We start from the raw sequence: 7,964 nt of genomic DNA on the forward strand, positions 1-7,964 counted from the left end.
TGCGCTCCGGCGGGAACCAGTGCGCCAGCTCGGTGCGCAGCGGCGGGCCCAGCCGCGACACCGCCAGATCCCCGTCCACGTGCACGCCGGTCCGCGTGGTGAGCGCCCGGAACGCGGCGGCGATCCCGGGGCGGGAGTCGACCAGTGTCATGTCGAGGTCGAAGCCGACCATCAGCGGAGGCATGCCGAGAACCTACCCAGCGGGCTAGCGTGGTACGACGATGACCACCTCACTCGCCGACCACCTGCGGGCCCTCCCCGACGAGTCCCTCGCCGCGCTGCTCCAGCTGCGGCCGGACCTCGTCGTACCGGTGCCGGCCGACGTGTCCGCCCTCGCCCTGCGCGCCCAGTCCCGGGTCTCCGTGGCCCGGGCGCTCGACGGGCTGGACCAGTTCACCCTCCAGATCCTCGACGCCGCCCGCCTCACCCGCGGCCCCGAGGGCGCCACCTCCACCGACCAGATCCTGGCCATGGCCACCGCCGGGCCACGACCCCCCGCGCCCACCGCGGTCCGCGCCGCCGTCGACCGGCTCCGGGCCCGGTTCCTGCTGTACGGCCCCGAGCACGACCTGTGCTTGGCCGGGGGCATCGACGAGGTGTCCCCGTACCCGGCGGGGCTGGGCCGGCCGGCGGCGGAGCTGGACCCGCGCGTGGCGCGCCCTCTGCGCGGACCCGGCGAAGCTGCGGCGGACGCTGCTGTCCGCCCCGCCCTCGGCCCGCGCCGTCCTGGACCGGCTCGCCGCCGGACCGCCGGTCGGCACCGTCGCGCCGGGCGCGTTGGAGGCCCCCGCGACCGGCGCCGAGGACGTGCTCCCGCCGGACCTGGTAAACGGCGGCGCGCCGACCGGCTCCCCGATCCGCTGGCTGGTCGAGCACCGGCTGCTGGTGCGGATGTCCGGCGGCCGCAACGGCACCGTCGAGCTGCCCCGCGAGGTGGGGCTGGTGCTGCGCCGCGACTCCGGCCCGCTCGGCCCGCTGCGCACCAGCCCACCCGTGGTGTCCGGCCCGCCCCGCGAGGTCAAGTCCGTCGACTCGGCCGGGGCCGGGCAGACCATGGAGGTGGTCCGGCACACCGAGGCGCTGCTGGAGGCGCTGATCGTGGAGCCGGCCCCGGTGCTGCGCTCCGGCGGCATCGGCGTCCGCGACCTGCGCCGGCTCGCCCGTGGACTCGGACTGGACGAGACGACCACCGCGCTGCTGTTCGAGGTCGCGTACGCGGCCGGGCTGACCGGTGAGATGGAGCTGACCGGCGCGGCCACCACCCGCTACGGCGGCGACCAGCAGATCCTGCCCACCGGCGGGTACGAGGTGTGGCGCGCGGCGTCGCTGGCCCAGCGCTGGGAGCAGCTCGCCCGCGCCTGGATGTCGATGCCCCGCCAGGCCGGCCTGATCGGGCAGCGCGACGACCGGGACCGGCCCATCTCGGTGCTCTCCGCCGAGGCGGAACGAGCCGGCGCGCCCGCCGCCCGGCGTGCGGTGCTCGCCGTGCTCGCCGACCTGCCGGCCGGCACCGCGCCCACCCCGGACGAAGTGCTGGAACTGCTGGACTGGCGCGCGCCCCGGCGGGCCCGGGGGCGGGAGACGGCGCACCGGGAGGTGCTGGCCGAGGCGGCCTCGCTGGGCGTGACCGGACTCGGCGCGCTCACCACGTACGGGCGGCTGCTGCTCGCCGAGCTGACCGACGCCGACGAACGCGGCGACGACCCGCTCGGGCTGCGCTCCGACGCCGAGTCGGGCGACCCGTCGACCACCGTCCGCGCGCTGGACGGGCTGCTGCCCGCCCCGGTCGACCACGTGCTGGTGCAGGCCGACCTGACAGTCGTGGTGCCCGGCCCGCCCGACCCGGCGCTCGCCGCCGAACTGGACGTGGTGGCCGAGCACGAGTCGGCGGGCGGTGCGAGCGTGCACCGGGTCACCACGGGCAGCATCCGGCGGGCGCTGGACGCCGGCTACACCGCGGAGGACCTGCACGCGCTGTTCCGCCGCCGGTCCCGTACCCCGGTGCCGCAGGGCCTGACCTATCTGGTCGACGACGTGGCCCGTAAGCACGGCGGGCTGCGCGTCGGGTCGTCCGGCGCATACGTGCGCAGCGACGACGAGGCGCTGCTCACCGAGGTGCAGGCCGACCGGCGCCTGGAGCCGCTGGCGTTCCGCCGGCTCGCACCCACCGTGCTGGTCACGCCGTACCAGGTCAACCGGATGCTCACCGCGTTGCGCGACGCCGGGTACGCCCCGGTGCCCGAGGACGCCAGCGGAGCGACGGTGCTGGCCCGGCCGAAGACCCGGCGGGCGCCGGCCCGTACCGGGATCGGCCGCGCGGTGGACCCGCTCGCCACGCCGAAGCTGCCGATGCCCCGTCTGCTCGGCGTGGTGGAGCAGATCCGCCGGGGCGACGCGGCGGCCCGGGCGGCGCGGCGGGCCCCGGCGGTGGTCCGGGGCGGCGCGGCGGCGGGCGGTCCCGCCCCGGTGCCCGGTCACGGTGACGCGCTGGCGGTGCTTCAGCAGGCGGTACGGGACAAGGCACTGGTCTGGGTCGGCTACGTCGACGCGCACGGGGCGACCGCGTCCCGGCTGGTCCGGCCGGTGTCTATCGGCGCCGGCTACCTGCGCGCCGAGGACGACCGGACGGAGATGCTGCACACGTTCGCGCTGCACCGGATCACCGCGGCCGTGCTGGAGGAGTGAGGCGTCACTCCCCGTTGCGGCGCAACGTGCCCACCACCGACACGGCCAGCAGCAACGCGAACGCCGCGCCGGCCGACTCGCCGACCGAGTCCACGAAGCCCTGCTGCTGCACCAGCAGCCCGAACAGGAACCAGCCGAACACCCCGACGGCGGCGGCCGCGTAGCCGAACAGGACCGCCGTGGGCACCTCCTGCTGCTGCGTCCGCTCCTCGTCGGGAAGCACGTCCTGGTCAACGGTCATGGCAGTCCCTCCCCGTCCCGGCTTGGACCCGGCTTCCAGAGTGGCACCTGCCGGACCGGGCGGACAGGGGTTAAAACCCTGATCCGGGCCGTCCGGTCACGGGTGAGGGCGGGTTCCGGGCCGGTTCAGGTGCCGGGGCGGCGGCCGATCACCACCACGCGGGTGCCGACCGAACCCAGCTCCCACAGGCGTACCGCGTCGCGGTGCAGCAGGTTCACGCAGCCGTGCGAGCCGATCGCGCCGTTGTGCAGGTACGTGGTGGTCTCGTGGAAGCCGATCCCGCCGTTGAACTGCTGCCAGTACGGCAGCCACACCTCGTACGGGTTGGACCACTCGCGCGGGTTCTTCCGCCCCACCGTGTACGTGCCGGCCGGGGTGGCGTAGCCGGACATGCCGGTGCGGGTGACTGTCGGGCCCATCACCACCTCGCCGCCGCGCATCGCCCAGACCGTCTGCCGGGTCAGGTCGACGCAGAACGTCAGCCGGGAACCGGCCTTGCACCGCGCGGTGTCGGTGGCGGCAAGCCGCTTCGCCACGTCGTACGTGGTGGGGCCCGCGCGACCCGAGGACGGGCTGATGCCGTACCGGATCTGGAACTTCTTGATCGCGGCGCAGTCGGCGGCGGACTGCTCGCCGTCCACGGTCAGCGTCCCGAAGCCGCCCAGCCGGGTCAGGTACGTCTCCACGGCCCGCTGGTGCTCGCCCTGCGGGCACCCGGCGGACGCGCTCGGCTTCGGCTTGGGTTTCGTCGTCTTCGTCGCCTCCGGCGATCGGGAGGGTTTCGGCGAGGCCGTCCGGCTCGGCTGCGCCGACGGGGACGTGACCGGCTGCTCCGGCGTGGGCGACGCGCTCGCCCCCGATGCTCCCTCCGTCAGCCCGACCGGGCCGGGGGTGCTCCCCCCGGCGCCGTCCGCCTGCGGATCGAGCGCGCAGGCGCCGACACCGACCAGCACGACCACCGCCAGGGCGGTGACCCGGGCGAGAAACCGGACACGCTGCATGGGCCCTCCCTGGACAGTCGTCCCGCTTGCTAGACGTGTGGGACGAGTATGACGTTGCCTGTCCAGCCGGACTTTTTTGCGCAGCCCTCCGGCGTGCAACACTGGTTGGTCGGCCTCCGGCAGGTCAGCCGGGGTGCGGCGGGGTTCCGGGCAGCGGGGTTCCGGGCGATGCGAGAGGACGCTGGCGTGAGCGGTGGACCACTGATCGTGCAGTCGGACAAGACGCTGCTACTGGAGATCGACCACCCCGACGCGCAGGCGTGCCGGATGGCCATCGCGCCCTTCGCCGAGCTGGAACGCTCCCCCGAGCACGTGCACACGTACCGGCTGACGCCGCTGGGCCTGTGGAACGCGCGGGCCGCCGGCCACGACGCCGAGGGCGTGGTCGACTCGCTGATCAAGTACTCCCGCTACCCGGTGCCGCACGCGCTGCTGGTCGACGTGGCCGAGACGATGGACCGGTACGGCCGGCTCCAGCTCGCCAACGACCCGGTGCACGGCCTGGTGCTGCGCGCGCTGGACCGGGTGGTGCTGATCGAGGTCGCCAAGAGCAAGAAGCTCGCCGGCATGCTCGGCGCGAAGCTCGACGACGACACCATCGCGGTGCACCCGTCCGAGCGGGGCCGGCTCAAGCAGGCGCTGCTCAAGCTGGGCTGGCCGGCCGAGGACCTGGCCGGGTACGTGGACGGCGAGGCGCACCCGATCGAGCTGGCCGAGGCCGGCAAGGACGGCGGCAAGCCGTGGACGCTGCGGTCGTACCAGCGGGAAGCCGTCGAGGCGTTCTGGGCCGGCGGCTCCGGCGTGGTGGTGCTGCCCTGTGGCGCCGGCAAGACGCTGGTCGGCGCGGCGGCCATGGCCGAGGCGAAGGCGACCACGCTGATCCTGGTCACCAACACCGTGGCGGGACGGCAGTGGAAGCGGGAGCTGATCGCCCGCACGTCGCTGACCGAGGAGGAGATCGGCGAGTACTCGGGCGAGCGCAAGGAGATCCGCCCGGTCACCATCGCCACGTACCAGGTGCTCACCTCGCGGCGCGGCGGCGCGTTCACCCACCTGGACCTGTTCGGCGCCCGCGACTGGGGCCTGGTCGTCTACGACGAGGTGCACCTGCTGCCCGCGCCGATCTTCCGCTTCACGGCGGACCTCCAGGCCCGTCGCCGGCTCGGCCTCACCGCGACTCTGGTACGCGAGGACGGCCGCGAGGGCGACGTGTTCAGCCTGATCGGCCCGAAGCGGTACGACGCGCCGTGGAAGGACATCGAGCAGCAGGGCTGGATCGCCCCGGCGGAGTGCACCGAGGTACGGGTGACGCTCACCGACGCCGAGCGCATGGCGTACGCGACGGCGGAGGCCGAGGAGCGCTACCGGATGGCGGCCACCGCCCGCACGAAGCTGCCGGTGGTCCGTGCCCTGGTGGACCGGCACCCGGACGAGCAGGTCCTCGTCATCGGTGGGTTCCTCGACCAGCTGCACCAGTTGGGCGAATACCTCGACGCGCCGATCGTGCAGGGCTCCACCACGAACAAGGAACGCGAGCGGCTGTTCGACGCGTTCCGCTCCGGCTCGTTGCGGACGCTGGTGCTCTCGAAGGTCGGCAACTTCTCCATCGACCTGCCCGAGGCGGCTGTCGCGATCCAGGTGTCCGGCACGTTCGGCTCCCGGCAGGAGGAGGCGCAGCGGCTCGGGCGGGTGCTGCGCCCGAAGGCCGACGGGCGGCAGGCGCACTTCTACACGGTGGTCTCCCGGGACACCATCGACACCGAGTACGCCGCGCACCGGCAGCGCTTCCTGGCCGAGCAGGGGTACGCATACACCATCGTGGACGCCGACGACGTGCTCGGGCCGACGCTGCCGACTGTCGACTGACCGGCGCGCGGCCGGGCGGGCCGCCGTGGTGCGGCCCGCCCGGTCTCGCGGTCAGCCCTTGCCGCTGGCGCGGAACGCGACCCAGGCGTCGCTCATCCGGTCGGCCTGGCCCGGGGTGAACATGTTCATGCAGGAGTCCTGCGTGTAGTCCATGAAGTTGTGGATCGGGTCCAGCCCCGGCGCGGTGCAGGTGTCCGCCCCGATCGGGCAGTTGAACTGCGGCGCCGCCTCACGCGGCGTGTCCGCCACGAAGTCGCCGGACGCGGAGCAGCCGTGCGCGAACGTGTGCTCCAGCATCAGCCAGTGCCCGACCTCGTGCGTGAGCGTGTCGCCGAGCGCGTACTTGCCGGCCGTGCCGCCCGGCATCGACTCGTCCAGCATCACCACGCCGTCGATGTAGTCGCGGCCGTTGTTGTAGCCCTTCGGGAAGTACGCCCAGCCGAGCAGCCCGTCACCGATGTTCGCCGCGTAGACGTTCAGGGTGCGGGAGTCGCCGGTGTAGAGCGCCTTCTTCATGTCCCGCTCGTTCTTGCCCGGCACCACCGTGTACCAGGCGCTGTTCACGGTCCAGGTGGTGTCGACAAGCGAGAAGCGGAACGGCGTGTCCGAGGCGTCGGCCGCGGTACGACCCGCGAACGAGTCGTTGAGCACCGTCATCTGCGCCGAGATGAGCGTGCTCCAGCGGGCCTTCTCGGTCGCGCTCAGCTCGTGGTCGGAGATCATGTGGAAGACCGTCGGCACGGTGACGCTGCCGTTGGCGAGGCGCGGCGAGTCCTTGATGACGCCGTACGCCTTGGCCTCGTTCGTCGAGTAGAGCGCGGGCTCCTTGGCGGTGGCGCCCTCGCGTACCCGGGCGGCGCTGTGGTTATCGGCACCCGGCTCGCACTCGGCGGCGGCGGGAGAGGCGGCCGTGGCCGCGACGGGGGCTCCGCCGGTGGTCAGGAAGGTGGCGGCGGCAGCGACGAGCACTGCCAGGTGAATCGTCGGTTTCCTGTGCATCGTTGCACCTTTCGGAAGGCATGAAAGGAGTACCGACGCGGGGTTGTCAAAGCTGCGGATCGATGACGTCGTCGTCCCGCCATAAGACCACGTCAATGGGCATCGGCAACAGTCCCCGGCAGGGACCGCTCCGGACGGGTCAGGCGGCGCTCAGCTTCCTCAGCAGGTACTGGTTCAGGCTCATGCCTTCCTCGGCGGCGTGGATGGCCAACTCTCGGTGCAGGCTCTCGCCGACCCGCAGGTTGAACTTGCCCGAGTACCTGCGCTCGGACAGCGGCTCAGCGCCGCCAGCCCGCGCAGGAATCGCCTCCCGCGCCGGGTCAGCCACGCAGGTAGCGGGCGCGGCGGCCGAAGTCGCGGAAGCCCAGCCGCCGGTACAGCCCGGCCGCCGGGTTGTCGTCGTTGACGCAGAGCCACGCGCCGTCCGTGCCCGCGTCGGCGAGGCCCCGCAGCACGCGCGCCACCAGGTACGCGCCGACTCGCCGCCCGCGCCAGCCCGGCACGACGCCGACCTGGTCGATCCAGTTGTCGAGCACGGTGACGAAGCCGGCCGCGGTGCCGTCCGGGCCGCGCGCGAGCAGCGTCAACTCCGGCCGGAAGTCCTCGTCGTCGCGCAGGTCGCCCAGCCACTCGTCGGCCTCCGGCTCCACGAAGCCGGGCCGGTCGGCGAACGACGCGCGGTAGGTGGCGAACAGCTCCAGTCCCAGCGTGGCGGGCTCCACTGTGACGCCGTCCGGCGCGGTGACCTCGGGCAGCGCGTCGAGGTCGTGCCGCAGCACCCACTCCAGGAACGTCCGCGTGTAGCCGCGCTTGGCGAACAACTCCTCCGCGCCCGCGTTCCACGTCTCCGTGGTGACCAGCAGTCCAGCGTCGCCGACGTGCTTCTCCGCCCAGTCGAGCAGCGCGCCGCCGAGCCCGCGCCCGCGCCACGCGGGGTGCACGAGGCCGGTGGCGGTGGCCGGCGTCCGCCCGGCGCCGACCCCGACGGCCGCGACCAGGTCGCCGCCGGACCACGCCCCGTGGGTACGCGCCTGAAGCAGCCGCGCCCGCACCAGCGGGGTACGCCCGAACAGCGGCAGCCCGCCGTCAGTGGCGAGGCACGCCTGCGCCAGGCCGGTCAACGCGGGCAGGTCGTCCTCGCCGACTTCCCGCCACACAAGCGCACCCGTCCC

Annotated in this window: 6 protein-coding genes and 2 pseudogenes; 2 read left to right on the forward strand and 6 right to left on the reverse strand. The window is 73.7% G+C overall.

Annotation, left to right across the window (positions count from 1 at the left end; genetic code table 11):
- Window positions 1-184, reverse strand: a pseudogene (locus MCBG_RS34210) (HAD family hydrolase); the annotation flags it as partial.
- Between the two features lie 37 nt (window positions 185-221).
- Here MCBG_RS34210 and MCBG_RS17705 point away from each other — a divergent pair.
- Window positions 222-2,685: pseudogene (locus tag MCBG_RS17705) on the forward strand (helicase-associated domain-containing protein).
- Between the two features lie 4 nt (window positions 2,686-2,689).
- On the opposite strand, the gene MCBG_RS17710 reads toward MCBG_RS17705, so the two are convergent.
- Window positions 2,690-2,926, reverse strand: coding sequence for a hypothetical protein (locus MCBG_RS17710; protein ID WP_030503577.1), 237 nt, complete (start codon window positions 2,924-2,926; stop codon window positions 2,690-2,692).
- Window positions 2,927-3,051: 125 nt separating this feature from the next.
- Complete coding sequence (locus tag MCBG_RS17715) at window positions 3,052-3,927, reverse strand: L,D-transpeptidase family protein (protein WP_043327176.1); 876 nt, start codon at window positions 3,925-3,927, stop codon at window positions 3,052-3,054.
- A gap of 186 nt (window positions 3,928-4,113) precedes the next feature.
- Between MCBG_RS17715 and MCBG_RS17720 the strand changes: the two genes are divergently transcribed.
- Window positions 4,114-5,793 (forward strand): DNA repair helicase XPB, encoded by a 1,680-nt coding sequence (locus tag MCBG_RS17720; protein ID WP_043327178.1) that lies wholly within the window; start codon window positions 4,114-4,116, stop codon window positions 5,791-5,793.
- Window positions 5,794-5,844: 51 nt separating this feature from the next.
- On the opposite strand, the gene MCBG_RS17725 is transcribed toward MCBG_RS17720, so the two are convergent.
- The 3 genes from MCBG_RS17725 to MCBG_RS17735 all read right to left on the reverse strand — a co-directional run.
- On the reverse strand, window positions 5,845-6,792 hold the full coding sequence (locus MCBG_RS17725) for a zinc metalloprotease (protein WP_043327180.1): 948 nt from the start codon (window positions 6,790-6,792) through the stop codon (window positions 5,845-5,847).
- A gap of 139 nt (window positions 6,793-6,931) precedes the next feature.
- A complete protein-coding gene (locus MCBG_RS17730; RefSeq protein WP_069088086.1) occupies window positions 6,932-7,120 on the reverse strand; it encodes a toxin-antitoxin system HicB family antitoxin in 189 nt (62 codons plus the stop codon).
- On the reverse strand, window positions 7,113-7,964 hold an 852-nt coding region (locus MCBG_RS17735), incomplete at its 5' end, for a GNAT family N-acetyltransferase (protein ID WP_084789566.1). The genes MCBG_RS17735 and MCBG_RS17730, both read right to left, overlap by 8 nt.

This window comes from Micromonospora sp. M42 (assembly GCF_000568915.1).
In the GTDB taxonomy this organism is placed as follows: domain Bacteria; phylum Actinomycetota; class Actinomycetes; order Mycobacteriales; family Micromonosporaceae; genus Micromonospora; species Micromonospora chalcea.

Bases quoted from the DNA above. Each gene is read 5' to 3' on its own strand.
- MCBG_RS17710 (WP_030503577.1), bottom strand. From the start codon at position 2,926: ATGACCGTTGACCAGGACGTGCTTCCCGACGAGGAGCGGACGCAGCAG.
- MCBG_RS17715 (WP_043327176.1), bottom strand. From the start codon at position 3,927: ATGCAGCGTGTCCGGTTTCTCGCCCGGGTCACCGCCCTGGCGGTGGTC.
- MCBG_RS17725 (WP_043327180.1), bottom strand. From the start codon at position 6,792: ATGCACAGGAAACCGACGATTCACCTGGCAGTGCTCGTCGCTGCCGCC.